Origin of the sequence: Thauera carbonicopians, assembly GCF_025699485.1 — a bacterium.
GTDB lineage: Bacteria > Pseudomonadota > Gammaproteobacteria > Burkholderiales > Rhodocyclaceae > Thauera.
This window is the reverse complement of record NZ_JANUXN010000007.1, coordinates 49,956-73,932: the sequence shown is the minus strand read 5'-3', so window position 1 is coordinate 73,932 and position 23,977 is coordinate 49,956. Positions and strand designations below refer to the sequence as shown.

Genomic DNA, 23,977 nt, shown 5'->3' with positions numbered 1-23,977 from the left:
GTTTTTTCGATGGCCAGGTTCACCCTTGGAAGTGTAGCGGGAAAAGCGGCGCTGATCGGCGCGCTGATGCTCGGCGGCTGCGGTCTGCTGCCCGAGCAGATCGACGAGACGACCGGCTGGAACGCACAGCGGCTCTATTCCGAAGCCAAGACCTCGATGTCCGAAGGTGCCTACGATCGCGCCATCCAGATGTTCGAAAAACTCGAAGCGCGCTATCCCTATGGCCGTTACGCACAGCAGGCCCAGATCGAAGTCGCCTATGCGTACTACAAGCAGGGCGAGCAGGCGCTGGCACTGGCCGCGGCGGACCGCTTCATCAAGCTTCACCCCAACCATCCCAACGTGGACTACGTCTACTACCTGAAGGGCCTGGTGAATTTCAACGAAGACCTCGGCCTGCTCGCCGGCCTGTCGCGCCAGGACCTGTCCGAACGCGATCCGAAGGGCGCACACGAAGCCTTCGAGAGCTTCCGCGACCTCGTCACGCGCTTCCCGGAAAGCCGCTACGCGGACGACTCCCGGGCGCGCATGCAGTACCTGATCAATTCGCTCGCTGCGCACGAAGTCCACGTCGCGCGCTACTACTACAACCGCGGCGCCTACGTCGCAGCGATCAATCGCGCCCAGACGGCAGTGGCCAATTTCCCCCAGGCGCCCGCCAACGAAGAAGCTCTGTTCCTGCTGGTCAAGAGCTACGATGCGCTCGGCATGACCCAGCTACGTGACGACGCCGACCGGGTGATGCGCACCAACTTCCCCGACAGCGTCTATTTCTCCGGCGGCCCCGAGAGCGACAAGCCGTGGTGGCAGCTCTGGTGAGCCTTCGGGCGGAATGAAGGCAGGCACGACGCAGAGCCCGCCTTCCGCCGATCGGAACAACCCATGACGTGGATGTATCTAGCGATCGCCATCGTCGCCGAGGTGATCGCGACTTCATCGCTGAAGGCCAGCGATGGCTTCACCAGGCTATGGCCCTCCGCCTTGTCGGTGGCCGGCTACGGCCTGTCGTTCTTCTTCCTGTCGCTGACGCTCAGGTCGATTCCCGTGGGCGTCGCCTACGCGATCTGGTCCGGCGTCGGCGTGGCGCTGATCTCGCTCATCGCCTGGCTGATGTTCGGCCAGCGGCTCGACGCCGCCGGCCTGATCGGCATCGGCCTGATCGTCGCCGGCGTCGTCGTGCTCAACGTGTTCTCGAAAACCAGCGTCCATTGAACGGGAAATCGATCCGCCGCTCATGTGACCAGGAATTTCTGGTGCATTCACTCTGCGCAGGGAACTCTCCCGCCCGGCGATGAGCCGGCAACCAGGCGTTCCTGGCAACTTCCGGCCGCCGTTTCAGCTCAACGCAGCAACTCCGGCGGAATGGCGCACACCGGAATCGGATTGATCTTGTGCTGCATGGCGCGGTGCAGGCGGTGGTAAATCTCGAACACTTCCCGTTCGCGGCCATCGAAATCCTCGGCGCGGTGGCTGTCGTACACCGACATCGCCCATTCCAGCTCGGGGTAGCTGGCGCCCATCTGCTCTTCGTCGGCCCTGTCGGTATCCCACAAGCCGTCGGTCGGCGCCGCATCCTGGATGCTCTGCGGCACATCCAGCGCCCTGGCCAGTTCATAGACCTGGGTCTTGAGCAAATCGGCGATCGGGCTGATATCCACGCCGCCATCACCGTACTTGGTGAAGAAGCCGACGCCGAAATCCTCGACCTTGTTGCCGGTGCCGGTCACCAGCAGGCCGCGCTGCTGGGCATGGTAGTACAGCGCGATCATGCGCAGGCGGCTGCGGGCGTTGGCCAGCGCCAGATGCGTGTGCGGCTGGCTCTCATCGTCGATGCCGACTGCGCGGATGAAGGCATCGAAAGTCGCACTCAGGTCGACCCACTGCTCTTCCACATTGCTGAAACGCTCTCTCAGTTGGCCGATGTGTTCCTGGGCGCGATTGACCTGGTCCGGCTTCTGGCGAATCGGCATTTCCAGCACCAGCGTCTGCAGACCGGTCCTGGCAGCCAGCGTGGAAACCACGGCGGAATCGATGCCGCCGGATACGCCCACCACGAAGCCGTTCACACCGGCTTTTACAGCGTAGTCCCTCAGCCACCGGACGATATGGTCGATGACAGCCGTCGTCTGCATGATTCATCCCCGTCGATAGGATTGTGCACGGCAGCAATATACTGCCACTCCCGGCTGCCTGGAAAGCACGAATCCGTTTCCGGCAGCCGCCGGGCAGCATGAAAGGCCGAATCGACGGCCAAAAAAAGAGCGGCCCGAAGGCCGCTCAAGCTGCTGTCTGCATCCGCGGCGCCAGGCACCCCGACACAGTGAAACTCATTCGGTAAACGGCAGGGGCTGCATGCCGAAACCTTCGTCCAGGTCGCGAATCTGCAACAGGAGCCCGTCCAGCTCGTTCTGCAGGCGCTGCAGTTCTTCCGCATCGAGCAGGCGAAGCCCTTCGACCAGCACGCCCCTGGCCGGCGACGGCGCCCGCCCGAGCATGGCCTGCCCCTCGTCTGTCAGGTACAGCCTCACCACACGCTGGTCGGCGCTGGTGCGCTCCTTGCGGATCAGGCCGCTGGTTTCGAGGCGATCCACCATGTTGGATGCCGTCGACTGATGCAGCGCCATCCGCTTGGCCAGTTCCCCGACACGCAAACCCGGCGATTCGATCAATTCCTGCAAGACCCAAAGCTGCGCCCCAGTCACTCCGCTCTGACGTTCGATCCACTGGGAATGCCGCTGGGCCGTGCGGATCAGAACCCTGAAACGCTGAAGGACGGACAGAGGTGTCGCCGGGGGTGCGGATTTCTTGGTCTTCTGTTGCGTTTCCGCCATTTGATTTATCGCTCCAACTATATTTGCCTGAATCAGTATTGTCAAAATTACTGCAAAACCGCACGTTTGCGCCCGCATGGTAGCGGTATCGTCCACCTTCCGCATGGTGGGGATGTCGCATCGCCGCATCATGTGGCCGACATGCCACTCCCACCGCCTGAACATGGACAGTCCGCCGCCTCTTCCGCCCGCCGGTTCCCCCCGCCCATCCTCTTCGAACCGGCTCCGCAGCCTCGCCCGCGGCGGTCGCCGCTACGCCCTGCCCTGGCTCTCCATGCGGCGCTGGCACAAGCGCCTGCTGCTGGTCGGCGCAGCCCTGTTCGCCGGCCTGATCGCGATCGGCTTCGCACTCGGCGCCGACATGGCGATCGAAGCGCATGCCCACTTCATGCAGGAGCGCCCCTGGCTGACGCTGCTGGTGGCACCGGCCGGCTTTGCCGTCGTGGCGTGGCTTTCGCGCCGGCTGTTTCCGGGCACCGAAGGCAGCGGCATCCCCCAGGCCATTGCCGCGTCGCTGTCGGACGATCGCAGGGTGCGGCGGCAGTTCCTGTCGCTGCGGATCGCGCTGGCCAAGGTGGTGCTGACGCTGGGCGGCCTGCTGTCGGGTGCCTCGATCGGCCGCGAAGGGCCCTCGGTGCAGGTCGGCGCCTCGGTGATGCACCTGCTGGCGAAACGCCGGCACCGGCGCATCGCCTCCAGCCGAGACCTGATCGTCGCCGGCAGCGGCGCGGGCATCGCAGCGGCGTTCAACACCCCGCTCGGCGGCATCATGTTCGCGATCGAGGAAATGTGCCGCCACCGGGTGTTCAACGCCAACAGCACCACGCTGACCGCGGTGATCTTCGCCGGCCTGATGTCGCTGGCGGTACTGGGCAACTACACCTATTTCGGCCGCACCCCGGCGGCGCTGAGCTGGCCCGACGGCATCTGGCCGGTGCTGGCCTGCGGCATCGCCGGCGGTTTGCTGGGCGGCGGTTTCTCACGCCTGCTGATCGCCTCGGTGCGCGGCCTGCCGGGCCGGCTCGGCGTGTTCGCACAGTCGCGCCCGGTGGCCTTCGCCGCCGCCTGCGGCCTGGCGACGGGCATCATCGGCCTGGCCAGCGGCGGCATCACCTATGGTACGGGCTACGCCGAATCCAAGGCTGCGCTGGAAGGTTCGGCGGCGCTGCCGATGCTGTTCTTCCTGGTCAAGCTGGCCGTGATCTGGCTCGCTTTCGTGTCGCGCATTCCGGGCGGCATCTTCGCTCCCGCGCTCGCGGTCGGCGCCGGCCTGGGTTCGGACATCGCCGCCCTGCTGCCGGGCGGCGCCGAGATCGACGCCGCCATCATGGTGCTGGGCATGGTGGCCTTCCTGGCGGCGATGACGCAGACGCCCATCACCTCCTTCGTCATCGTCATGGAAATGACCGCCAACCACGAGATGCTGCTGCCGCTGATGGCGACCGCCGTGGTCACCCACGGCGTCTCGCGCTCGGTGGCGCCGGTGCCGCTCTACCACGCCCTCGCCTACCCCATGCTGCGGCGTGCCGAGGGGCGGGGGGCGCCCGCCGCCCCGGCGAAGGACGCTTAGCGGATACCCGCGCGCTGGATCAGCGCCTGCAGCTCACCGACGATGCCGCGGCGGAACAGCAGCACGCAGACGACGAAGATCACGCCCATGATCACGGTGACCCACGAGCCCACGGAGTCGGCCAGTTCGGTCTGCAGCGAGACGATGGTGGCGGCGCCGACCAAGGGGCCGAGGATGGTGCCCAAGCCGCCGAGCAGCGTCATCAGCACCACCTCGCCCGACATGTGCCAATGCACGTCGGTCAGCGACGCGAGCTGGAACACCAGGGTCTTGGTTGCGCCGGCCAGGCCGGCGAGCGAGGCCGACAACACGAAGGCCAGCAGCTTGAACTTGGCCACGTCGTAGCCGAGCGACACCGCGCGCGGCTCATTCTCGCGGATCGCCTTCAGTATCTGGCCGAAAGGCGAGTGGATGGCGCGGTAGATGATCGCGAAGCCGATGCAGAACACCGCGAACACAAAGTAATACATGGCGATGTTGTTCGACAGGTCGATGATGCCGAACAGGTGGCCGCGCGGCACGCCCTGCAGGCCGTCCTCGCCGCCGGTCGCCTTCCATTGCAGCACGATGAAATACACCATCTGCGACAGCGCCAGCGTGATCATGGCGAAGTAGATGCCGGTGCGCCGGATCGCCAGCACGCCGAACACCCAGCCCAGCGCCCCTGCCGCCAGCGTGCCGCCGATGACGCCGACTTCGGGCGTCACGCCGAGGTCGCGCACCAGCATGCCGCAGATGTAGCCCGCCGAGCCGAGAAAGGCCGCGTGGCCGAAGGACAGCAGCCCGACGAAGCCCAGCAGCAGGTTGAACGCGCAGGCGAACAAGCCGAAACACAGGATCTTCATCAGAAAGGTCGGATATACCGCGAACGGCGCCACCAGCCCGATCACGAACAGCACGCCGAACAGCAGCGGCATGGCGCGGGCGAACATCGAGTTCGTGTTGTTCATCTGTCTCTTTTCCCTGTCTCTTTCCCTGTTCGCTCAAGCCGCCTTGCCGAACAGACCGGCCGGCCGCACCAGCAGCACGATCACCATGATCACGAACACCACCACCGCCGAAGCCTCGGGGTAGAACACCCGTGTCAGGCCCTCGATCAGGCCGAGGCCGAGGCCGGTCAGGATGGAGCCCATGATCGAACCCATGCCGCCGATCACCACCACGGCGAACACGACGATGATCAGGTTGGCGCCCATCAGCGGATTCACCTGGTAGACCGGCGCCGCCAGCACCCCGGCGAACGCCGCCAGCGCGACGCCGAAGCCGTAAGTGAAAGTGATCAGCAGCGGCACGTTGATGCCGAGCGCCTGCACGATCTGCGGGTTCTCGGTACCTGCGCGCAGATAGGCGCCGAGCTTGGTCTTCTCGATGACGAACCAGGTGCCGAAGCACACCGTCAGCGCCGCCACCACGACCCAGCCGCGATAGATCGGCAGGAACATGAAGCCGAGGTTGACGCCCCCTTGCAGCAGTTCAGGCACCGGATAGGACTGGCCGGAGATGCCGTACTGGTCGCGGAACAGGCCTTCGAAGATCAGCGCCAGGCCGAAGGTCAGCAACAGGCCGTAAAGATGGTCCAGCTTGTACAGCTTGCGCAGCATCGTGCGCTCGATCACCACGCCCAGGGCGCCGATGATGATCGGCGACAGAAACAGCGCCACCCAGTAATTGACGCCGAACTTGGTCAGCGCGATCCAGGCGACGAAAGCCCCCATCATGTACTGCGCGCCATGGGCGAAGTTGATGATGTTGAGCAGGCCGAAGATGATCGCCAGGCCGAGGCTGAGGATGGCGTAGAACGAGCCGTTGATCAGGCCGACGAGCAACTGGCTGCCGAGCAGCGCACTGGGGACACCGAATATTTCCATACGAGACTCCCGCACCGGAACGGCCGAGCCGTCCCGGTGCGCAGCGAAGTGCGGTTCTTTCCGCGATCAGATCACTTCTTCACCAGCGGGCAGACCGATTCGGACAAGGGCAGGAAAGCTTCCTCGGCCGGAATCGTCGCGCGGATGTGGTAGTAGTCCCACGGCCCCTTCGACTCTTCCGGCGTCTTGACCTGCGCCAGGTACATGTCGTGCACCATGCGGCCATCCTCGCGGATACGGCCGTTCTTGGCGAAGAAGTCGTTGATCGGCGTCTTCTTCATCTGCTCCATGACCTTGCCCGCGTCGTCCGAGCCGACGGCATTGACCGCGCGCAGGTAGTGCAGCACCGACGAGTACTGGCCCGCCTGCACCATCGTCGGCATCTTCTTGTGCTTGTCGAAGAAGCGCTTCGACCAGGCCCGGGTGCCATCGTCGAAATCCCAGTAGAAGCCGGTGGTCAGGTACATGGTCTGGGCGTTCTGCAAGCCCAGCGAATGCACGTCGGAGATGAACATCAGCAGGCCGGCCAGTTGCTGCTTGGGCGTGATGCCGAACTCGGCGGCCTGCTTGATCGCATTGGTGGTGTCGGCACCGGCGTTGGCGAGGCCGATGATCTGCGCGCCCGAAGCCTGCGCCTGCAGCAGGAAGGACGAGAAATCGGAGGCCGGGAAGGGATGGCGCACCGAGCCCAGCACCTTGCCGCCGTTGGCGACGACGACTGCCGACGAATCTTTTTCCAGCGACTGGCCGAAGGCGTAGTCGGCGGTCAGGAAGAACCAGTTCTTGCCGCCCTGCTGCGTCACCGCCTTGGCCGTACCGTTGGCCAGCGAATAGGTGTCGTAGGTGTAATGCACGGTGCGGTCGTTGCACTGCTCGTTGGTGATCGGCGTGGACGCCGGGCCGCTCATCAGCGCGACGCGGTCCATTTCCTTGGCGATCTTCATCACCGCCAGCGCAGTGGAAGTCGTCACCAGCTCGGTCACGGTGTCGACGCCGTCGCGCTCGAACCACTGGCGCGCCCTGTTCGATGCGATGTCGGCCTTGTTCTGGTGGTCGGCGGACACCATCTCGACCTTGAACGCCGGCTTGGCCTCGGCGATGAAGTCGTCGATCGCCATCTGGGTGGCGAGCACCGCGCCCGGCCCGGCCACGTCGGAGTAAGTGCCCGACATGTCGGTCAGCACGGCGATCTTCACCGTGTTGCCGGAAATCTGCGCACTCGCGGCACCGGACAGCGTTGCAAAGGCGGCCGCGCAGGCCAGGGTCGTCAGCTTCTTCATCTGCATCATGATCTCCCGTCTCTTCCTTCTCGGTTGTGATACGCAGGGCTGCGCGGCATCCCGCTCAGACCCCAAGCGTCTGGTGCAGCCAGTCCATGCGGCCGGGCAGTTCCTCGGCGCTGATGGTGGCGATAATTTCCCCGTGCTCGAGCACGTAGTGGCGGTCGGCCAGCGGCGCGGCAAAACGGAAGTTCTGCTCGACCAGCACGATGGTGAAGCCGCGCGACTTCAGCTCGACGATGACTTCGCCCAGCTTCTTGACGATGACCGGCGCCAGCCCTTCGGTGATCTCGTCGAGCAGCAGCAGCTTGGCCCCGGTGCGCAGCACCCGCGCCATCGCCAGCATCTGCTGCTCGCCGCCCGACAGCTTGGTGCCCGGGCTGTTGCGGCGCTCGAGCAGGTTGGGGAACATGCTGTAGATCTCGTCCACCGACATGCCGCCGCTGGCCACCTGCGGCGGCAGCATCAGGTTTTCCTCGCACGACAGCGAAGAAAAGATCGCCCGCTCCTCGGGCACGTAGCCGACGCCGTAGCGCGCCATGCGGTGCGTCGGCTCGGCAATGACTTCCTTGCCATTGACCATGATCGAGCCGCTGCGGCGTCCGACCAGACCGAGGATGGATTTGAGCGTCGTCGACCGGCCCGAGCCGTTGCGCCCGAGCAGGGTCACGCATTCTCCGCGCGCCACCTGCAGGTCGATGCCGTGAAGGATGTGCGATTCGCCATAAAACGCGTGCAGATCGTGGATCCGCAGCATTTCGGGATTGGGATGGAAAGCGCTGGTCATGTATGCGTTCGCAACGGATCAGTGATGGGCGTCGTTGATGTCGTCGGAGCCGACGTAGGCTTCGAGCACCTTCGGGTTCTTCGATACCTCGGCATAAGGTCCTTCGGCCAGGATGCTGCCGCGGGTGAGCACGGTGATGCGGTCGCACAGGTTGGCGACCACCGACAGGTTGTGCTCCACCATCAGGATGGTCCGGTTGGCCGACACCTTGCGGATCAAGTCGACCACGCGCGCGATGTCCTCGCTGCCCATGCCCTGGGTGGGTTCGTCGAGCAGCATCATCTTGGGCTCGAGCGCCAGCGTGGTGGCGATCTCCAGCGCACGCTTGCGGCCGTAGGGCATCTCGGCCGTGACTGTATCGGCAAAGCCGGCCAGATCGACCGATTCGAGCAGCTCCATCGCCCGGTCGTCGAGCACGCTGAGCGATTTCTTCGAACGCCAGAAGTGGAACTCGGTGCCCAGCGAGCGCTGCAGGCCGATGCGCACGTTCTCGAGCACCGTCAGGTTGGGAAAGGTCGCCGAGATCTGGAACGAGCGCACCATGCCGCGCCGGGCGGTGGCGACCGGCGCCTCGCGGGTGATGTCCTGGCCCTCGAAGCGGATGGTGCCCGAAGTCGGTGGCAGGAACTTGGTCAGCAGATTGAAGACCGTGGTCTTGCCCGCGCCATTGGGGCCGATCAGGGCGTGGATATGCCCCTTCTGCACTTTCAGGTCGACATTCGACACGGCGACGAAGCCCTTGAATTCCTTCGTCAGGCCGCTCGTTTCGAGGATGAACTCGCTCATGTTCCGTTCCGGGAGGCCGCCGCCGCGGGTGTCGCGGGGGCGTGATGGTTCTTGCGCATCAGCTTATATCTTTTTTTTATAGTTCGGCAATTTTCCGTCAGCCATCACGCCGGACAAGCATCGTTTACCCCGATTGCGCCTCCCACGCCCATCGCGTGCACGAATCTCGGTTCCGGGCTCCAAAACGGCACGGTGCCTTGCCGACATTTCCGTCGGCAAGGCACCGGTTTCAATTACCGCGAACTCGAACGCGCGTCAGTAGCGCTCCGGCACGTACATGTCGTCGGGCACGGGATGGCGGATGTAATCGGGGTTATAGACGCGCGGCGGCAGCTTGACCTCGGGGTACGGGATGGCCTCGTAGGGAATCTGCGCCAGCAGATGGCTGATGCAGTTCAGCCGCGCCTTCTTCTTGTCGACCGCCTGCACCACCCACCACGGCGCCTCGGGGATGTGGGTCCGCTCGAGCATCGTTTCCTTGGCCTTGGTGTAGGCCTCCCAGCGGCGGCGCGACTCCACGTCCATCGGGCTCAGCTTCCACTGCTTCAGCGGGTCGTGGATGCGGGCGAGGAAGCGCGCCTCCTGCTCGTCGTCGGTGATCGAGAACCAGTACTTGATCAGGCGGATGCCCGAGCGCACCAGCATGCGCTCGAACTCCGGCACCGAACGGAAGAACTCCTCGTACTGACCCTCGTCGCAGAAACCCATCACCCGCTCGACGCCGGCACGGTTGTACCAACTGCGGTCGAACAGCACGATCTCGCCGCCGGCAGGCAGGTGCGTCACATATCGCTGGAAATACCACTGCGTGCATTCGCGGTCGTTGGGCGCGGGCAGCGCCGCAACCCGGCACACGCGCGGGTTCAGGCGCTGGGTGATGCGCTTGATGACACCGCCCTTGCCCGCCGAATCGCGGCCTTCGAAGATCACGACCACCTTTTCCCCGCTGCGCTGCACCCAGTCCTGCAGCTTGACCAGTTCGCCCTGCAGCCGCAGCAGTTCACGGAAATAGGTCCGCCGGCCCAACTCGCCCGCGGGCGCATCGTCGTCGATGCCCAGGGCTTCGAGCACGCTGGCATCGCCCAGGCGCATGTCGTCGATTTCCTGTTCGAGTTCCTCGTCGTAGCTGTCGATGACGTCGAGCCCGATGCTGCGCAGGACTTGTTCGTTGCGGTTGAAATCGGCGCGGTCTTCCATGGTTGGCTAAGTGTCCGTTTGCAGGAAGACAGCAGGCTACAAGGCGATTGTGTCGGTTGCGTTACGCCCGCCCGATCCGTCGATACCTGCCTTGGCATCGAGCGCCAAGGGCATCGACGCTCGCGAAGCCATAAATCTGATCTAAGCTGAAAATCGGATCGCGTGTTGAAGGAGCACTGCCATGGAACCGGTGGATCTGTTCTACAGCTACGCGCACGAGGATGAGAAGCTGCGCAACGAGCTGGACGGTCATCTGGCATTGTTGCGACGCAGAGGCGTAATCCGTCCATGGCATGATCGCGGCATCGTCCCGGGACAGAAGTGGGACCAGGCAATCGACAGCCAGCTCGCCACTGCTGACCTGATCCTGCTGCTGGTGAGCATGGACTTCCTCAACTCCGATTACATCTGGGGCAAGGAGCTTGCCGCCGCGATAGAGCGTGCCGAACGCGGTGACGCCAGCGTGGTACCGGTCTTGTTGCGTGCGGTGGACATCGAAGACGCACCCTTTGCACACTTGCAGGGCCTGCCCACCGACCTGCGCCCGGTCACGTCCTGGCCCAACCGTGACGAGGCGTGGACCGACGTGGCCAAGGGCATCAGGCGCACGGTGGATTCCATCCGGCAGCGCTGGGCCAGCACGTCGTCCCACGTGCCTGCTCCCCCGCCGCCGCCTTCGGGCAGTTCCTGGACGAGCACGGCATCCGACGAATCCGTAGGGTTCGCCGTCGAGTCGGGCTTCGAACCCTATGAGCCCGTCCGCAGGCAGACCGACGCCAAGCTCGACGCGCACACCGAGACCCTCGTCCAGCGCATGATCAGCGGCTTCGCCAACGAGCTGTCGGTGGCAGCGCGCATGCGCGGCATCGGCGACGTCGGCAGTGCCAAAGCCGAGGACACAGCCCAGGCGCTGATCGACATGCCCGAGCAGAAACGGGTGCTGTGGGTGGACGACAGGCCCGAAGGCAATCGCCACGAAATCGCCGCTCTGGCGAAACTGCAGATCGAAGTCGTCACCACACGCAATACGGAAGAGGCACTCGCACGCCTGGATAGCGACGCAGAAGGCTTCGACCTGGTGCTGTCGGACTGGGACCGCCCTGAAGAGCTGGACGGCATACCAAGCGCGGGCTTGAAGCTGCTTCGGGCGCCGGCCTTGCGTAAGCGCCGGCTGCCAGTGATCTTCTACCACGGCGAGTTCCACGAAACACAACGCGCCGCGCGGCGCGAGATGCTGCTGCAAGCGGGCGCCTTCGGCGAAGCAGTCGGCCCCGGTGAATTACTCGCCCTGGTCAGCAAGGCCCTGCAATCCACCGGCTGAAGCCCGACTCGGCGACAGAGCCGGCCAGGAGTGCGCCAATGCTGGGCGCAAAAAAAGCGGCAGGGCCCAAACCCCGCCGCTTCTGCATCTGCCTGGCCGCTGTGGCCTGTGGCCCGATCAGTTCCCGCTCATCGCCATCATCAACTGGTTGATGCGCTTGACGAAGGTCGCCGGGTCGTCGAGCGTGCCGCCTTCGGCCAGCAGCGCCTGGTCGAACAGCACCGCGGCCCAGTCGTCGAAGTTCTTGTCTTCGTACTTCAGGCGCAGCACCGCCGGGTGGCTGGGGTTGATCTCGAGGATCGGCTTCGACACCGGTGCGTCCTGGCCGGCCGCCTTCAGGATGCGGGCCAGGTTCATGCCCAGGTCGTGCTCGTCGGCCACCAGGCAGGCGGGCGAGTCGGTCAGGCGCAGCGTGACCTTGACGTCCTTGACGCGCTCGCCCAGGCTGGCCTTCATCTTGTCGAGCAGTTCCTTGTACTCGTCGGCGGCCTTCTCGGCTTCCTTCTTCTCGGCCTCGTCTTCCAGCGCGCCCAGGTCCAGGCCGCCCTTGGCCACCGACACCAGCGGCTTGCCGTCGAACTCGCTGAGGTTGCCGGTCACCCATTCATCGACGCGGTCGGACAGCAGCAGCACTTCGATGCCCTTCTTGCGGAAGACTTCCAGGTGCGGGCTGTTCCTGGCGGCGTTGAAGGTTTCGGCGGTGACGTAGTAGACCTTGTCCTGGCCTTCCTTCATGCGGCCGATGTAGTCGGCGAGCGACACCACCTCGTCGGCGGTATCGAGCTGGGTCGAGGCGAAGCGCAGCAGGCCGGCGACCTTTTCCTTGTTGGCGAAGTCCTCGCCCACGCCTTCCTTCAGCACCTTGCCGAAGGCTTTCCAGAAGCTGGCGTACTTCTCCTTGTCCGCCTCGTCCTCGCCGTTGGCGAGGCTTTCGAGCATGCTCAGCACCTTCTTGGTGCAGCCGGCGCGGATGGTGTCGATGTCCTTGGATTCCTGCAGGATCTCGCGCGACACGTTGAGCGGCAGGTCGGCCGAATCGACCACACCGCGGATGAAGCGCAGGTAGGTCGGCATCAGCTTCTCGGCGTCGTCCATGATGAAGACGCGCTTCACGTACAGCTTGATGCCGTGGCGGGCGTTGCGGTCCCACAGGTCGAAGGGGGCGTTCTTCGGCACGTACAGCAGGTTGGTGTACTCGTGGCGGCCTTCGACACGAGAGTGGGTCCACGCCAGCGGCTCGTCGAAATCGTGCGCGACGTGCTTGTAGAAGGCCTTGTACTCGTCGTCGCTGATGTCGTTCTTCGAGCGGCTCCACAGCGCACTGGCCTGGTTGACCGTCTCGTCCTCGTCGGTCAGCACCTGCTTGCCCTGCTCTTCGTTCCATTCTTCCTTCTTCATCACGATCGGCTGGACGATGTGATCGGAGTACTTGCGGATCAGGCTCTTCAGCTTCCACGAGGACAGCAGGTCGTCCTGGCCTTCGCGCAGGTGCAGGGTGATCTCGGTGCCGCGGCCGAGCTTGTCGATCTGCTCGACGGCGTAGGCGCCGGCCTCGTCGCCGGCCATCGAGCATTCCCACTTGACGCCTTCACTGGTCGGCAGGCCGGCGCGGCGGGTCAGCACGGTAACGCGGTCGGCGACGAGGAAGGCGGAGTAGAAGCCGACACCGAACTGGCCGATCAGGTTGGCATCTTTCTGCTGGTCACCGGTGAGCTTGCCGAAGAATTCGCGCGTGCCCGACTTGGCGATGGTGCCGAGGTGGGCGATGGCTTCGTCGCGGCTCATGCCGATGCCGTTGTCGGCGATGGTGATGGTCTTGGCCTCGGCGTCGAAGCCGATGCGGATCTTCAGTTCGGCGTCGTCCTCGTACAGCGCGCCGTTGTCGAGCGCCTCGAAGCGCAGCTTGTCGCAGGCGTCCGACGCGTTCGAGACCAGTTCGCGCAGGAAGATCTCGCGGTTGGAATACAGCGAATGGATCATCAGGTGAAGCAGTTGCTTCACCTCGGCCTGGAAGTTGAGGGTCTGGGAGGTGGCGGTTTGCGCTTCGGACATCTTGCTGAGGCTCCGTCTGGGTTATTCGAACGGAGCCTCAGATGGGGATGGGCAGACCGGATTTCAAGCCTGCCCGGGATTCGCGCGGCGAATCACACCTTGAATCGCTCCACCAGTTCGCTCAGGCGAGCGGACAGTTGCTCCAGTTGCTCGACGGCCGTCACCGCCGAACGCATCGACACGTTGGTACCCTCGACCATCTGTGCGATCTGTTCGACCTCCTGCGCGATCGCCGTCGCCGCCGCACGCTGCTCGGCCGTGGCCCCGGCCACGCTGCGGATCTGGCCCAGGGCTTCGACCGCCCCAGCGGCGATCTCGCGCAAGGAGCCCGTCACATCGAGTACCAGCGCCCTGCCGCTTCCCACCTGCGCCGAGACGCGCGACATCGCGTCCACCGTGCCGTGCGTCTCGGTCTGGATGCCGGCGATGTCCTGCTCGATCTGGACCGTCGCGGTGCTGGTGCGCTCGGCCAGCTTGCGCACCTCGTCGGCCACCACGGCAAAGCCGCGGCCCTGCTCGCCGGCACGCGCGGCCTCGATCGCCGCGTTCAGTGCCAGCAGGTTGGTCTGCGCCGCAATCTCCTTGATCACGCCGGCGATGGCCCCCACTTCGTCGGCGCGCTTGACCAACTGCTCGATTCTTCCCGTGGCTTCCTCCACGGTGCCGGCAATCACCTCCATCTCGCCTGCGGCACGCTCCGCCTTCGTCGCCCCCTGGTTCGCCAGTTCGGCTGAATGGGCCGAATTGCGCTCGGCGCCCATTGCGTTCTCGGTGATCTGGCCGATGCTGACGGTCATCTCCTCGATCGCCGCGGCAATCGACGCGGTCGCATCGGTCTGGCTTTCGGACGCTTTCGACACCGCGCGCGACACCTCCGAAATCTCGTGCGAGCGGTCTGCCACCTGCCGCGCGCTCTGGGTGATCTCGCCCATCATGCGGCGCAGCCTGTCCAGCATCGAGGACAGCGAGCCGAGCAGGCTGTCGGCCCCGCCCTTCACCGCGACATCCATGCGCAGGTCGCCGCCGGAGGCCTTGTGCATGATCTCGTTCGCGTACGCCGGCTCGCCGCCGAGCTGGCCCGTCACGCTGCGGACGACGCGCCACGAGACGACGATCAGCAGCGCCAGCACGGCCGCCGCGATGCTGCCGAAGCGCAGCATCGCGGCATTGAACTCATGCTCGATGTCATCGACGTAGACGCCCGTCCCCACGATCCAGTCCCAGGGTTTGAACATCTTCACGTAGGAGGTCTTGGGCTGGGGCGCATCCGAACCCGGGCGCGGCCATAGATAGTCGACGGCGCCTTCGCCGGACTCGGTCGCCACGCGCGCGAACTCGCGGAACATGTACTTGCCGGCGGCATCGCGCTGCTCGCTCATGCTCTTCCCTTCCAGCTCGGGACGAATCGGGTGCATGACGACCACGGTCGCGCTGTCGTTGACCCAGAAATACTCGTTGCCCTCGTAGCGCAGTTCCTTGAGCACCGCTTTCGCCGCACTCTGCGCCTGCTCGCGGCTCATGGCCTGCGACTGCTCCAGCCCATGGAAGTGGGCCACGATGCCATGCGCCAGCTCGACTGCTCCCTTGACCGAGCGCTGGTAGCCCGCCTCCACTGCGGCGCGCTCCTCGTACAAGGCATCCAGCACCAACACGACCAGACCCGTGAGCGCAATCGCCAGCACCAGTATCAGCCGGCGTGCAACCGGTATCGATTTCAGCGACATCTTCCTTTCCCCCTGAATATCCGGCACCGACGGTACACCGCGGTACCACCATGACCTCGATCAGATTGCGGGCTTTCGTCCGCCTCCGTAAGCGGAAAAATCAAACTTCCACTGAAAATGCATCATCGAGGCGAGGTATCCGTGACCGGCTGCACGGTACGCATCGGGCACGGAAGCCGAACGCAACGCAGCAGGCCAACGACAGCATTTTCGGCACTGCGCTGCGAATCCTTGAGCCGGATTCGAGAAAAAAGCCGCATCGACGCGGTGAACGCTCATTCAGACATAGCGAATCTCCACCACTTCGATCTCGCGCATGCCGGCCGGGCTCTGGAAACGCACCACGTCTCCCACGCGGGCCTTCAGCACCGCGCGCGCCAGCGGCGCGATCCAGCTGATGCGGCCCTGGGCGGCATCCGCCTCATCCACGCCGACGATCTGCCAGGTCTGTTCCTCGTCGGTATCGAGATCGCAGAAGGTCACCGTCGCACCGAAGAACACCTGCTCCAGGTCCTGCTGCCGCTCCGGATCGACCACCTCGGCGTTCTCGATGCGCTTGATCAGGAAGCGGATGCGGCGATCGATCTCGCGCAGCCGCTTCTTGCCGTAGATGTAGTCGCCGTTCTCCGAGCGGTCGCCATTGCCCGCGGCCCAGGCCACGGTTTCGACCAGCTTGGGCCGCTCGACGCGCACGAGCAGGTCGAGTTCGGCACGCAGCGCGTCGTAGCCGCGCCGCGTCATGTAGTTCTTGCTGCCCGCCGGCAGGCGCAGCGCGGGCGCGAGCTGGTCCTCGTCATCGTCGCCGCCGTCGTTTTCCTTCACGAACGCCTTGTTCACCTCGTCCTTCTCCCATGAAGCCGGCAAGCGGGGAATGATAAAGAATTGTGCCGGCAACGGCAGTCCGGGCGGCCGCATGGTTGTCAGCACACAGCCCTGCGCATACCATCGGCACAGCCTCTGCCCGGCCTTTCCATCCTCCACCAGTCCGCGGATCGATCATGAGCGACGAAACCTTCGAAGATGCCACCAGCCTGCACCGCCGGCTCGACGAGCTGCGCATCGAGCACCAGGACCTGGACGATGCGATCACCCGCCTGGCGCAACTGCCGCTGGGCGACGAACTGATGCTGCGCCGGCTGAAGAAGCGCAAGCTGATCCTCAAGGATCGCATGAGCGCCATCGAACGCCTGCTGGAACCGGACGAGCGCGCCTGAACCGCCGCCACGCCCCGACTCCCCCTCCTGCCACACGGATCACCAATGAAAGAACTCGAACTCCAGGGCCAGCCCGTCGCGCTCCACGAAAACATGCCCGCCGGAGATTCGGGCGCACCGCCCTGGTTGCTCGTCCATGGCGCAGGCCACGACCACACCGTATGGAACGAGGTCGCCGCCGGGCTCGCCGCACACGGCGAGCGCGCGCTCATCCCCGATCTGCCCGGCCACGGCGGCTCCGGCGGCAGCCCGCTGCCCGACATCGACGCCCTGGCCCGCTGGGTGCTCGCCCTCGCCGCTGCGCTCGGGCACGAGCGCATCCGGTTGTGCGGCCACAGCATGGGTTCGCTGGTCGCGCTCGCCGCCGCCGGCGAGGCTCCGGCACGCATCGACCGGCTCGCGCTGGTCGGCTGCAGCGTGCCGATGCCGGTTTCCCCCTTCCTGCTCGACGCCGCGCAAAACGAGCCCGAGAACGCCTTCGCGCTGATCAACAAGTTCTCCTTCGCACCGGCCGAAGTCCTCGGCGAAAGCCGCCGTGCCGAACTCGAAGCGGCCAACCTGCAGCGCATGCACCAGCAAGGCGCACGCGTGCTCGCCAGCGACCTGAACGCCTGCAACACCTGGCAGGACGGGCTGGCCGCCGCCGCCCGGGTGAGCTGCCCCACTTTGCTGGTCAGCGGCGAACTCGACCGCATGACGCCCGCCGATTCGGTAAAACCCTTATTCGATTCGCTTGAAAAGACGGGCTGCAGCACGCGTATGATTGTGCTTGCCGGTGCCGGCCATTCCATGATGAACGAAGCACCCGGCGGCCTGGTCGATGCTTTACGGGGGTCGTAGCCCACGACACGACAAGAATATATCGCGCCCCCGTCTCATCGCTGATGCCCCGACAGGAGAGAGACATGGCACGACAGAACGACCCCCTGCCCGCAGGTACGCAGGACAACCCCGCCCTTCCCTTCCCGACCATACGCGAGGTTTCGCTCGGCGCACCGCTGCGCTGGATCGCCCGGGGCATCGACGACCTGAAGGCATGCGCGATTCCGAGCCTGTTCTACGGCTTCTGCTTCGCCGCCATGGGGCTGCTGCTCACCATCACCCTTCGCCATGCCTACGAGTACGTCGCGGCGCTGACTTCGGGCTTCCTGATCCTCGGCCCCTTCCTCGCCATGGGCCTGTACGAGATCAGCCGCCGCCGGGAACGCGGCGAAGCCTGCAGACTGCTGCCGACGCTCACCGTCTGGCGGCGAAACGCCGGCAACATCGGCTTGTTCGCAGTGGTGCTGGGCGTCCTCTTCCTGCTCTGGGCACGGGCCTCGATGGTGGTGTTCGCGCTGTTCTACACCAACGAAATGCCCGACCTGTCGAGCTTCGTCACCCAGCTACTCCGCCTGGAGAACCTGGAATTCCTTGCCGCGTACTTCGGTGTCGGCCTGCTCTTCGCCTTCCTTTCCTTTGCCGCCAGCGTCGTCGCCGTCCCGTTGATGCTGGACCGCAACCAGGACGCCATCAGTTCGATGCTGGCCAGTTTCTCGGCGCTGCTGCGCAATCCCGGCACGATGCTGGTATGGGCCTTCCTGATCGTGCTGCTGACGCTGTTCGGTTTCCTGATCTTCCACGTCGGCCTGATCGTCATGATGCCGATCGTCGGCCATGCCACCTGGCATGCCTACCGCGACCTGATCGAGCCCCAGCAGACATCCGGCTGAACCTTCGCCCAGCCGGCACCGCCGCCCGGAACTCAGTCCGCCAGCTCCAGCACCACCGGCTGGTGGTCCGAGGCCGCGGTTCCCGCCAGCACCTCGACCGCGCGCACACGCGGCGCCAGATCGGCGCTGACGAAGAAGAAGTCGCAGCAGAAGGCGTGATCGGGCCAGTCCGCGCCGTGCAAGCCCACGCTCGGCGGGTGCGGCAGCCCAGGCCGGCAGACCGGCCAGGCGTCGCGCCATGCGGGCACGCCCGCGGCGATCGCCGCCTGCATCGAGGCATGCTCGTCCGAGCCCGGCTCGCAGTTGAAGTCACCGCACAGGATCGCCGAGGCCGGGCGCGGCCAGGCGGCAAAGCAGGCGCTGCCGCCATTCTTGGCCGGCGCCGGTGCGGCCGCATGCCCGGCAGCCTCGGCCTGCAGCGCACGCAACGCGGCGACCTGTGCCCAGCGCTGCCGCTGCGAGTAGTACTCCAGATGCGTCGTCATGACGCGCAGCGGTCCGCGTGCGGTACCCACCACTGCTTCCACGCAGGCCCGCTGCATCGACGGTACGCTGTCATCCGCCGGCGCCGGCAGCATGTGGCGGAACACCTGCCCCACCGGCAGCCGCGACAGCAGCAGATTGCCGAACAGCGCCCGCCCGCCTCTCGCGCCGGGCACGTCCAGCGCCGCGCCGAACACCGGCGTGTAGCCCTCGAACGCAGCGGCGAAGAACGCCACTTCGTCCTCCCCCGCGCCGCCCGGCAGGCCATCGAAATTGCACGCGACCTCCTGCAGGCAGATCACGTCGAGAGGGCCTGCGTCACGGATCGCCGCCGCGGTCCGCTCGAGATCGACCACGCCATCGGCGCCGCGGCCCCACTGTATGTTCCAGCTCAATGCTCTCATCTCGCTAGCTTATCAACATCGCCCACGCTTCCGGGAGGCACAGGGTGATTCTGCCCGCACACTTCCCTCGCGCAAGCCGTTCTTTGGCGCCTCATCTGCCGGCAATCGCGGATAATGGCCGCTCGCATCACGGAGCACCCCATGCATTCAGCCCAGGAACTGGCCAGCCAGATCGAAGCACTCACCTCGCTGCCGACCGTCTACGAGCGTGTCCGCGAGCAACTGGAATCGCCCACCGGGTCGGTATTCGAAGTCTCGCGCCTGGTGTCGGCCGACCCGGCACTCACCGCGCGCCTGCTGCGGCTGGTCAACAGCGCGATGTACGGCTGTCGCGGCGAGATCGACAGCGTCACGCATGCCGTGCAGACCCTCGGCCTGCAACAGGTGCACGACCTGGTGCTGGCGATGTCGATGCATGCGGTCTTCGCCGGCATCCGCCCGGCCCGGCTGGACATGAAGCGTTTCTGGCGCGACAGCGTGCTGTGCGCACTGGCCTCGCGCACGATCACGCAGCACACCGGGCGCCCCGGCCTGGAGAGGATGTTCGTCACCGGCCTGCTGGCCGACATCGGCCATCTGGTGATGTTCCAGACCGCCCCGCTGCTCGCCGACGCCGCCCGGCAAAGCGCAGTGCAGACGGGCGAGGCGCTGCACCTGGCGGAGCGCCGCATCGTCGGCTGTGACTTCGCCGAAGTGGGCGCGGCACTGATGGACCAATGGCGGGTTCCGGGCGCCTTCGCCGGCGCCATCGGCACCCAGACCCTGCCGAAGCTGGGCGGCGAACACGCCGGCGACGCAGCCACGCTCAACCTGGCGCGCGCCATCGTCGAAGCCGACACGCTGGACGAATCGAGCGAGCAGACCGCGAAGCGCGTCGATCCTGCGGTCTGGAAACTGCTCGACATCGAAGCGGGCGTGATCGCCCCGATCCGCGAGGAAGCCGAACTCAACCTCGCCGCCTGGCTGGCGCTGTTCTTCCCACCCCGGCCATACTGAAAACACCCTGCCCGCGCCCCGGCCAGGCGGCGCGGGCAGACCCCGCCAGCATCACAAGGCCATCAGCACCGACTTGAGTTCGGTGTATTGGTCGAACACCGCGCGTCCCATCTCGCGGCCGATGCCCGACTGCTTGAAGCCGCCGAACGGCATCGAGTTGTCCAGCACCGTATGGCAGTTCACCCACACCGTGCCGGCCTTGATCCGCGGAATCAGCCGGTGCACCCGGCTCAGGTCGTTCGACCAGATGCTCGCCGCCAGCCCGTAGGGCGTGTCGTTGGCGCGGCGGGCGACTTCGTCCAGGTCGTCGTACGGCATCGCCACCACCACCGGGCCGAAGATCTCCTCGCGCACCACCCGCATGTCGTCGCGCGCATCGACCAGCACCGTCGGCTTGACGAAGTAGCCGCCGCCCGCACCCGCTTCACCGCCGACCGCGGCACGCGCCCCTTCTTCGAAGCCGCTGCGGATGTAGCCCATCACCCGTTCCTGCTGCACCGCCGAGACCAGCGGGCCGAGCTGGGTGTCGGGCTCGAGCCCGGCGCCGACCTTCATGCCGGCGGCGATGTTCGACAGCCCTTCGACCACCTGGTCGAACTTCTTCTTGTGCACGAACAGGCGCGAGCCGGCGGTGCACACCTGGCCGGAGTTGAAGAAGATGCCGTGCGCCGCGCCGGCCGCCACCGCGTCGACGTCGGCGTCGTCGAGCACGATCATCGGGCTCTTGCCGCCCAGCTCGAGCGAGATGCGCGTCATGTTGTCGAGCGCGGCCTTGCCCACCAGCTTGCCGATCTCGGTCGAGCCGGTGAAGGCGAGCTTGTCGATGTGCGGGTGCGAGGACAGCGCCGCGCCGGCGGTGTGGCCCAGGCCGGTGACGACGTTGAACACGCCGGCCGGATAGCCCGCTTCCTGCACCAGCTCGGCCAGGCGCAGCGCGCTCAGCGGCGTCTCCTCGGCCGGCTTCAGCACCATCGTGCAGCCGCTGGCCAGTGCCGGGCCCATCTTCCACGCCGCCATCAGCAGCGGGAAGTTCCACGGGATGATGGCGCCGACCACGCCGACCGGTTCGCGCCGGGTGAAGCCCCAGAACTCGCGCTCGCGGATGATCGGCACCGAGGGCTGCATGGTCTCGCCGCCGATCTTGGTCGCCCAGCCGGCCATGTAGCGCAGCGAATCGACCACCAGCGCGACGTCGGCGAAGCGCGCCACCGTCACCGGCTTGCCGTTGTCCAGCGCTTCGAGCTCGGCCAGTTCCTGGGCGTTGGCTTCGACCAGGTCGGCCAGCTTCATCAGCAGGCGCTCGCGGTCGACCGGGCGCATGACCGCCCAGTCGCCGCCGTCGAAGGCCTGGCGCGCGGCGGCCACGGCGCGGTCGATGTCGGCCTTGCCGCCGGCCGGCACCTTGGCGAAGGCCTGGCCCGTGGCCGGGTCGAACACGTCCAGCGTGCCGCCGTCGCTCGCCTCCACCCAAGCGCCGCCGATCAGCATCCGTTGCGGCTTGGTCACGAAGCAGCGGGTGGCGTCGGTGACCGGCGTTTTCATCGTATTTACGTAATCCTGCATCTTTGCTCTCCTGTCCAGCAGACTCGTTGCTGCTCAGTTCTTCGGCCGGACCGCGTCGGCGGTGCCGAGGATGAAGGCCTTGATCTTCTCCACCTGCTCGGGCGTCAGCTTGCCGGTGAAGTCCGGCATGCCGCGCGGCATGAACGGTCCCTTGAACACGAACTGATCGAGATGGGAGATGGTTTCCGCGGTCGAGTAGCCGAGGTTGGGAATGCCGCCGCCCTTGTCCACTCCCGGCACGCCGTGGCAGAAGACGCAGTTCGTCACGTACAGCCCGGTACCTTCGGCAACGTCGTCGGGGTTGTATTTGACGCCCGACACCAGATTGTTGAGCTGATACTCGACGAAGGGCGGCATCTCCGCCTTGCCGCCCAAGGCGAAGGTGTACACCGTGCCCGGCGTGCGCCGCTCCGAAGCCCGCGCGAAGTTGCCATACACCCCGCCCCAGCCGACCGCGATGGACACGTACTGCTTGCCATCCACCTCGTAGGTCACCGGCGCGGCGATCACCCCGGTGCCCATCGGCGCCGACCACAGCTCCTTGCCGTCACGCGCATCGTAGGCCAGCAGGCGCGCGTCCGCCGTGCCCTGGAACACCACGTTGCCGGCCGTCACCAGGGTGCCGCCGTTCCACGGCGACACGTGCTCCTTGCGCCATACCTCCTTCTGCTGCACCGGGTCCCATGCGATCAGGCGGCCGAAAGGCTCGCTGGTGGGCGGCCGGGTATTGACCAGCAAGCCCAGGTTCCAGCCGATGCCGGCCATCGCCTGGCCGGGCTGGGCCTGGTTGTAGGACCAGTTCTTGTCCTCCTGCAGCACCAGCGGGATGTTCTGCGCCGGGAAGTAGGCCAGCCCCGTCTGCGGGCTGTAGGACATCGAATGCCAGTTGTGCGCACCGAAGGGGCCCGGAACCGTATCGAAGGGCTTGTCCGGATCACGCGCCGCCGGATTCTCGATCGGGCGGCCGTTCTCATCGTAGCCTGTCGCCCAGTTCACCGGCACGAAGTTCTGCGCCGAGATGAACTTGCCGTCGGTACGGTCGACGACGAAGAAGAAGCCGTTCTTGGGCGCATGCAGGATGACCTTGCGCGGCTTGCCCTCCAGCTCGATGTCGGCCAGGATCAGATCCTGCGTCGAGGTGTAATCCCAGTTGTCCCCCGGCGTCTGCTGGTAGTGCCAGACGTACTCGCCGGTGTCCGGGCGCAGCGCGACGATGGAAGCGGTGTAGAGGTTGTCACCGCCGGCCGGGCTGCGCTTGCGGTGCGACCACGGCGAGGGGTTGCCGGTACCGATGTACATCAGGTCCAGCTCGGCGTCGTACACCATCGAGTTCCACACCGTGCCGCCGCCGCCCGCTTCCCAGTACTTGCCGGCCGGATCCCAGGTCTTGGCCGCCGCCTCCATCGAGGCATCCTCGAACGGCAGCGCCGGATCGCCCGGCACCGCGAACCAGCGCCAGGCCTGCTCGCCGGTGTTGACGTCGTAGGCGGTGATGTAGCCGCGCACGCCAAGCTCCGCGCCGCCGTTGCCAATGATGACCTTGCCCTTGATGACGCGCGGCGCCCCGGTGATGGTGTAGGGCTTGCTGTCGTCGATCAGGGTGTTCCTCTCCCACAGCTTCTTGCCGGTCTTGGCATAGAGGGCGATCAGCCGGCCGTCGAGCGAACCGACGAAGACCTTGCCCTCATGCACCGCCACGCCGCGGTTCACCACGTCGCAACATGCGTCCTTGCCCTTCGCGCGCGGTACTTCGGGGTCGTAGGTCCACAGCCGCTCGCCGCTGCGCACGTCCACCGCATGCACGACGCTCCACGGCGCCGTCACGTACATCACGCCATCGACCACGATCGGCGTGGCTTCGACGCCGCGCGACGACTTCAGGTCGTAGGACCAGACCAGGCCGAGTTCCTTGGCATTGTCCGGGGTGATCTGGGTCAGGGGGCTGAAGCGCGTGCCGGCATCGTCATAACCATGCGTGCGCCATTCGCCGCCGGCAGCGAAGGACGTGGTACTCAGAACCAGGCAGCTCAGGCCGAGCAGCGCCCCTTGAATGCCCTTGCGCAGCGGGACGCTGTCCTCCCGTTGGCGCGCAAATGTCGTCGTCAACATGTTGTCTCTCCTTCCTTTTTTATTTCCCTGGTGCAGCACTTTGCAGCAGCGCCTTGGACGAGCACCGCCCTTGTCTGCTC

At 65.7% G+C, this 23,977-nt stretch carries 22 protein-coding genes; 8 read left to right on the top strand and 14 right to left on the bottom strand.

Annotation, left to right across the window (positions count from 1 at the left end):
* Positions 1 to 9 precede the first annotated feature (9 nt).
* Positions 10 to 819 carry an outer membrane protein assembly factor BamD gene (locus NX068_RS11215; protein WP_263461360.1) on the top strand — a complete coding sequence of 270 codons (810 nt, stop codon included), beginning with the start codon at positions 10 to 12 and terminating at the stop codon, positions 817 to 819.
* 63 nt (positions 820 to 882) lie between these two features.
* Positions 883 to 1,212 carry a DMT family transporter gene (locus NX068_RS11210; protein ID WP_263461359.1) on the top strand — a complete coding sequence of 110 codons (330 nt, stop codon included), beginning with the start codon at positions 883 to 885 and terminating at the stop codon, positions 1,210 to 1,212.
* 128 nt (positions 1,213 to 1,340) lie between these two features.
* Here NX068_RS11210 and nadE read toward each other — a convergent pair whose 3' ends face one another.
* Positions 1,341 to 2,132, bottom strand: coding sequence for an NAD(+) synthase (gene nadE, locus NX068_RS11205; RefSeq protein WP_263461358.1), 792 nt, complete (start codon positions 2,130 to 2,132; stop codon positions 1,341 to 1,343).
* A gap of 195 nt (positions 2,133 to 2,327) precedes the next feature.
* Positions 2,328 to 2,831: a MarR family winged helix-turn-helix transcriptional regulator gene (locus NX068_RS11200; RefSeq protein ID WP_263461357.1), complete on the bottom strand. Its 504-nt coding sequence runs from the start codon at positions 2,829 to 2,831 to the stop codon at positions 2,328 to 2,330.
* Positions 2,832 to 3,105: 274 nt separating this feature from the next.
* On the opposite strand from NX068_RS11200, the gene NX068_RS11195 reads away from it, so the two are divergent.
* Entirely contained in the window at positions 3,106 to 4,401 is a 1,296-nt protein-coding gene (locus NX068_RS11195) for a chloride channel protein (protein WP_263461356.1), read from the top strand.
* Here NX068_RS11195 and NX068_RS11190 read toward each other — a convergent pair.
* From NX068_RS11190 to ppk2, 6 genes are all read right to left on the bottom strand, one after another.
* Positions 4,398 to 5,351, bottom strand: coding sequence for a branched-chain amino acid ABC transporter permease (locus tag NX068_RS11190; protein WP_263461355.1), 954 nt, complete (start codon positions 5,349 to 5,351; stop codon positions 4,398 to 4,400). The genes NX068_RS11195 and NX068_RS11190 overlap by 4 nt on opposite strands.
* Before the next feature lie 33 nt (positions 5,352 to 5,384).
* Positions 5,385 to 6,269, bottom strand: a complete 885-nt coding sequence (locus NX068_RS11185) for a branched-chain amino acid ABC transporter permease (protein ID WP_263461354.1) — start codon at positions 6,267 to 6,269, stop codon at positions 5,385 to 5,387.
* Positions 6,270 to 6,340: 71 nt separating this feature from the next.
* Positions 6,341 to 7,555, bottom strand: coding sequence for an ABC transporter substrate-binding protein (locus NX068_RS11180; RefSeq protein ID WP_263461440.1), 1,215 nt, complete (start codon positions 7,553 to 7,555; stop codon positions 6,341 to 6,343).
* A gap of 58 nt (positions 7,556 to 7,613) precedes the next feature.
* On the bottom strand, positions 7,614 to 8,336 hold the full coding sequence (locus tag NX068_RS11175) for an ABC transporter ATP-binding protein (RefSeq protein WP_263461353.1): 723 nt from the start codon (positions 8,334 to 8,336) through the stop codon (positions 7,614 to 7,616).
* Between the two features lie 18 nt (positions 8,337 to 8,354).
* Entirely contained in the window at positions 8,355 to 9,122 is a 768-nt protein-coding gene (locus tag NX068_RS11170) for an ABC transporter ATP-binding protein (protein ID WP_263461352.1), read from the bottom strand.
* 255 nt (positions 9,123 to 9,377) lie between these two features.
* Positions 9,378 to 10,319: a polyphosphate kinase 2 gene (ppk2, locus tag NX068_RS11165; RefSeq protein ID WP_263461351.1), complete on the bottom strand. Its 942-nt coding sequence runs from the start codon at positions 10,317 to 10,319 to the stop codon at positions 9,378 to 9,380.
* A 181-nt stretch (positions 10,320 to 10,500) separates the two neighbouring features.
* Between ppk2 and NX068_RS11160 the strand changes: the two genes are divergently transcribed.
* Positions 10,501 to 11,640 (top strand): TIR domain-containing protein, encoded by a 1,140-nt coding sequence (locus tag NX068_RS11160; protein ID WP_263461350.1) that lies wholly within the window; start codon positions 10,501 to 10,503, stop codon positions 11,638 to 11,640.
* Positions 11,641 to 11,757: 117 nt separating this feature from the next.
* Here the strand turns inward: NX068_RS11160 and htpG are convergent, their stop codons facing one another.
* The 3 genes from htpG to greB all read right to left on the bottom strand — a co-directional run bounded on the left by htpG (position 11,758) and on the right by greB (position 16,253).
* Positions 11,758 to 13,692, bottom strand: coding sequence for a molecular chaperone HtpG (gene htpG, locus NX068_RS11155; RefSeq protein WP_263461349.1), 1,935 nt, complete (start codon positions 13,690 to 13,692; stop codon positions 11,758 to 11,760).
* Positions 13,693 to 13,784: 92 nt separating this feature from the next.
* Positions 13,785 to 15,416, bottom strand: coding sequence for a methyl-accepting chemotaxis protein (locus NX068_RS11150; protein ID WP_263461348.1), 1,632 nt, complete (start codon positions 15,414 to 15,416; stop codon positions 13,785 to 13,787).
* A gap of 279 nt (positions 15,417 to 15,695) precedes the next feature.
* On the bottom strand, positions 15,696 to 16,253 hold the full coding sequence (greB, locus tag NX068_RS11145) for a transcription elongation factor GreB (RefSeq protein WP_263461347.1): 558 nt from the start codon (positions 16,251 to 16,253) through the stop codon (positions 15,696 to 15,698).
* Positions 16,254 to 16,414: 161 nt separating this feature from the next.
* Here greB and NX068_RS11140 point away from each other — a divergent pair, with 161 nt between their 5' ends.
* The 3 genes from NX068_RS11140 (at position 16,415) to NX068_RS11130 (ending at position 18,342) form a co-directional block, all read left to right on the top strand.
* Positions 16,415 to 16,630, top strand: coding sequence for a YdcH family protein (locus NX068_RS11140; RefSeq protein ID WP_263461346.1), 216 nt, complete (start codon positions 16,415 to 16,417; stop codon positions 16,628 to 16,630).
* Positions 16,631 to 16,675: 45 nt separating this feature from the next.
* Complete coding sequence (locus NX068_RS11135; RefSeq protein WP_263461345.1) at positions 16,676 to 17,470, top strand: alpha/beta fold hydrolase; 795 nt, start codon at positions 16,676 to 16,678, stop codon at positions 17,468 to 17,470.
* Between the two features lie 65 nt (positions 17,471 to 17,535).
* Positions 17,536 to 18,342: a DUF2189 domain-containing protein gene (locus NX068_RS11130; RefSeq protein WP_263461344.1), complete on the top strand. Its 807-nt coding sequence runs from the start codon at positions 17,536 to 17,538 to the stop codon at positions 18,340 to 18,342.
* A gap of 32 nt (positions 18,343 to 18,374) precedes the next feature.
* Here the strand turns inward: NX068_RS11130 and NX068_RS11125 are convergent, their stop codons facing one another.
* Complete coding sequence (locus NX068_RS11125) at positions 18,375 to 19,229, bottom strand: endonuclease/exonuclease/phosphatase family protein (RefSeq protein ID WP_263461343.1); 855 nt, start codon at positions 19,227 to 19,229, stop codon at positions 18,375 to 18,377.
* 141 nt (positions 19,230 to 19,370) lie between these two features.
* Here NX068_RS11125 and NX068_RS11120 point away from each other — a divergent pair, with 141 nt between their 5' ends.
* The gene (locus NX068_RS11120) at positions 19,371 to 20,225 is read left to right on the top strand and encodes an HDOD domain-containing protein (RefSeq protein WP_263461342.1); all 855 of its coding nucleotides are present in this window, start codon (positions 19,371 to 19,373) and stop codon (positions 20,223 to 20,225) included.
* Positions 20,226 to 20,276: 51 nt separating this feature from the next.
* Here NX068_RS11120 and NX068_RS11115 read toward each other — a convergent pair whose 3' ends face one another.
* Positions 20,277 to 21,767 (bottom strand): aldehyde dehydrogenase family protein, encoded by a 1,491-nt coding sequence (locus tag NX068_RS11115; protein WP_263461439.1) that lies wholly within the window; start codon positions 21,765 to 21,767, stop codon positions 20,277 to 20,279.
* A 54-nt stretch (positions 21,768 to 21,821) separates the two neighbouring features.
* A complete protein-coding gene (locus tag NX068_RS11110; RefSeq protein ID WP_263461341.1) occupies positions 21,822 to 23,897 on the bottom strand; it encodes a PQQ-dependent dehydrogenase, methanol/ethanol family in 2,076 nt (691 codons plus the stop codon).
* Positions 23,898 to 23,977 lie beyond the last annotated feature (80 nt).

Excerpts from the sequence above, each read along its gene's own strand:
- NX068_RS11130 (WP_263461344.1), top strand. The coding sequence starts at position 17,536 with ATGGCACGACAGAACGACCCCCTGCCCGCAGGTACGCAGGACAACCCC.
- NX068_RS11175 (WP_263461353.1), bottom strand. The coding sequence starts at position 8,336 with ATGACCAGCGCTTTCCATCCCAATCCCGAAATGCTGCGGATCCACGAT.
- NX068_RS11120 (WP_263461342.1), top strand. The coding sequence starts at position 19,371 with ATGCATTCAGCCCAGGAACTGGCCAGCCAGATCGAAGCACTCACCTCG.
- NX068_RS11215 (WP_263461360.1), top strand. The coding sequence starts at position 10 with ATGGCCAGGTTCACCCTTGGAAGTGTAGCGGGAAAAGCGGCGCTGATC.
- NX068_RS11125 (WP_263461343.1), bottom strand. The coding sequence starts at position 19,229 with ATGAGAGCATTGAGCTGGAACATACAGTGGGGCCGCGGCGCCGATGGC.
- NX068_RS11140 (WP_263461346.1), top strand. The coding sequence starts at position 16,415 with ATGAGCGACGAAACCTTCGAAGATGCCACCAGCCTGCACCGCCGGCTC.
- NX068_RS11185 (WP_263461354.1), bottom strand. The coding sequence starts at position 6,269 with ATGGAAATATTCGGTGTCCCCAGTGCGCTGCTCGGCAGCCAGTTGCTC.
- NX068_RS11210 (WP_263461359.1), top strand. The coding sequence starts at position 883 with ATGACGTGGATGTATCTAGCGATCGCCATCGTCGCCGAGGTGATCGCG.
- htpG (WP_263461349.1), bottom strand. The coding sequence starts at position 13,692 with ATGTCCGAAGCGCAAACCGCCACCTCCCAGACCCTCAACTTCCAGGCC.
- NX068_RS11170 (WP_263461352.1), bottom strand. The coding sequence starts at position 9,122 with ATGAGCGAGTTCATCCTCGAAACGAGCGGCCTGACGAAGGAATTCAAG.
- NX068_RS11135 (WP_263461345.1), top strand. The coding sequence starts at position 16,676 with ATGAAAGAACTCGAACTCCAGGGCCAGCCCGTCGCGCTCCACGAAAAC.
- ppk2 (WP_263461351.1), bottom strand. The coding sequence starts at position 10,319 with ATGGAAGACCGCGCCGATTTCAACCGCAACGAACAAGTCCTGCGCAGC.
- NX068_RS11110 (WP_263461341.1), bottom strand. The coding sequence starts at position 23,897 with ATGTTGACGACGACATTTGCGCGCCAACGGGAGGACAGCGTCCCGCTG.
- NX068_RS11180 (WP_263461440.1), bottom strand. The coding sequence starts at position 7,555 with ATGCAGATGAAGAAGCTGACGACCCTGGCCTGCGCGGCCGCCTTTGCA.
- NX068_RS11200 (WP_263461357.1), bottom strand. The coding sequence starts at position 2,831 with ATGGCGGAAACGCAACAGAAGACCAAGAAATCCGCACCCCCGGCGACA.
- NX068_RS11195 (WP_263461356.1), top strand. The coding sequence starts at position 3,106 with ATGCGGCGCTGGCACAAGCGCCTGCTGCTGGTCGGCGCAGCCCTGTTC.
- nadE (WP_263461358.1), bottom strand. The coding sequence starts at position 2,132 with ATGCAGACGACGGCTGTCATCGACCATATCGTCCGGTGGCTGAGGGAC.
- NX068_RS11160 (WP_263461350.1), top strand. The coding sequence starts at position 10,501 with ATGGAACCGGTGGATCTGTTCTACAGCTACGCGCACGAGGATGAGAAG.
- NX068_RS11190 (WP_263461355.1), bottom strand. The coding sequence starts at position 5,351 with ATGAACAACACGAACTCGATGTTCGCCCGCGCCATGCCGCTGCTGTTC.
- NX068_RS11150 (WP_263461348.1), bottom strand. The coding sequence starts at position 15,416 with ATGTCGCTGAAATCGATACCGGTTGCACGCCGGCTGATACTGGTGCTG.
- NX068_RS11115 (WP_263461439.1), bottom strand. The coding sequence starts at position 21,767 with ATGAAAACGCCGGTCACCGACGCCACCCGCTGCTTCGTGACCAAGCCG.